Source organism: Paeniglutamicibacter sp. MACA_103 (assembly GCF_045798555.1).
Lineage (GTDB): Bacteria > Actinomycetota > Actinomycetes > Actinomycetales > Micrococcaceae > Paeniglutamicibacter.
In genome coordinates, this window is record NZ_JBIXLN010000111.1 from 1 (window position 1) to 1,166 (window position 1,166).

At 58.6% G+C, this 1,166-nt stretch carries 1 protein-coding gene and 1 rRNA gene; both read right to left on the minus strand.

What is annotated here, in order from left to right; all coding sequences use genetic code 11:
• Positions 1 to 205: 205 nt before the first annotated feature.
• Positions 206 to 322, minus strand: a 5S ribosomal RNA gene (gene rrf, locus ACIPVK_RS21755).
• A gap of 163 nt (positions 323 to 485) precedes the next feature.
• Positions 486 to 950 (minus strand): GNAT family N-acetyltransferase, encoded by a 465-nt coding sequence (locus tag ACIPVK_RS21760; RefSeq protein ID WP_407614065.1) that lies wholly within the window; start codon positions 948 to 950, stop codon positions 486 to 488.
• Between the last annotated feature and the right edge of the window lie 216 nt (positions 951 to 1,166).

Here is a 1,166-nt window from a genome sequence, read left to right on the forward strand (position 1 = left end):
CCGGAGGAAGGGCTTTGGGCCAGGAAGGGATGGGCCGGCAGACCCTGCTAAACCGTGCCCTGACATGACAAAGCCCCGGGTGACACACCCGGGGCAGACACACTTTTTGTCCTATATGCCACGAATAGCCGCGCGCCCATTTTGAATGTGGCCGTTAAACATCGGAACCCCTGAACAATTCTGTTCAGGGGTTCCGGGACGTTATGTCCGGCGGTGACCTACTCTCCCACACCCTCCCGAGTGCAGTACCATCGGCGCAGTGGGTCTTAGCTTCCGGGTTCGGTATGGGACCGGGCGTTTCCCCCACGCTATGACCGCCGTAACTCTATTACCGCGTATTCCTTATTCAGGAGTACTGGTGGCTTTATCGAGTCACAACAAGTGCTGTGGTTCTTCATCAATAACTATAGCGGAACGCGCAGCCCTGCGCGAACCAAAACGTGGTATCTCGCCTATGAGGGTAGTCACAATAACACCTTCGTCGTTCACAGCTGCTTCGCCATGTGAATGGACGTGGTTGCGTAGCCCAGGGCCTCATATAGCTTGCGGGCGCCGGTGTTGTAGCCAAACACATTCAGCCCCAGCTGAACTGCCCCGAACGATTTCGCTTCGTGCTCGGCCAGAAGCATCGCATCCCTGCCATATCCCCTGCGCTGGAAAGATTCAAAGATCTCAACGTCCCAGACCCACCACTTGCCGGCATCGGCATCGGTTTGCGGTCCGATCCAGAGGTATCCAACAATCGCATCCTCTGCAACCACGTTGTAAACCAGGTGTTGCTCCCGAGGCTTCCCCTTCGGGAAGTGGTGGGCGAAGCTCTTGCTGGCTGCGGCGTTCGCCTCGGCGGCGGATTTGCCGGCCTCCATGCGGCTTGCGACGTATTCGGCTTTGATGGAAACCAACCAGGCAGGCATATCCTTCGTGGGCATGGGCAAAAGTTGCGCAGTCATGGAAATAACCTATACAGGAACCGGGCAGTTGAACCAACGGCGGAGGTTAGACCGGATCCAAGCGTGCAGCTGGACTTTTGTCTTCGGCCGTGCCGGCAGGGGCCGGAAATCCGGGTTAACGGCGCGCGGCCCCCGGCGTGTGCCGGGGGCCGTGCGGTTCCCGAAGGTTCCGGGTTAAGCATCGGAACCCCTGAACAGGACTGTTCAGGGGTTCCG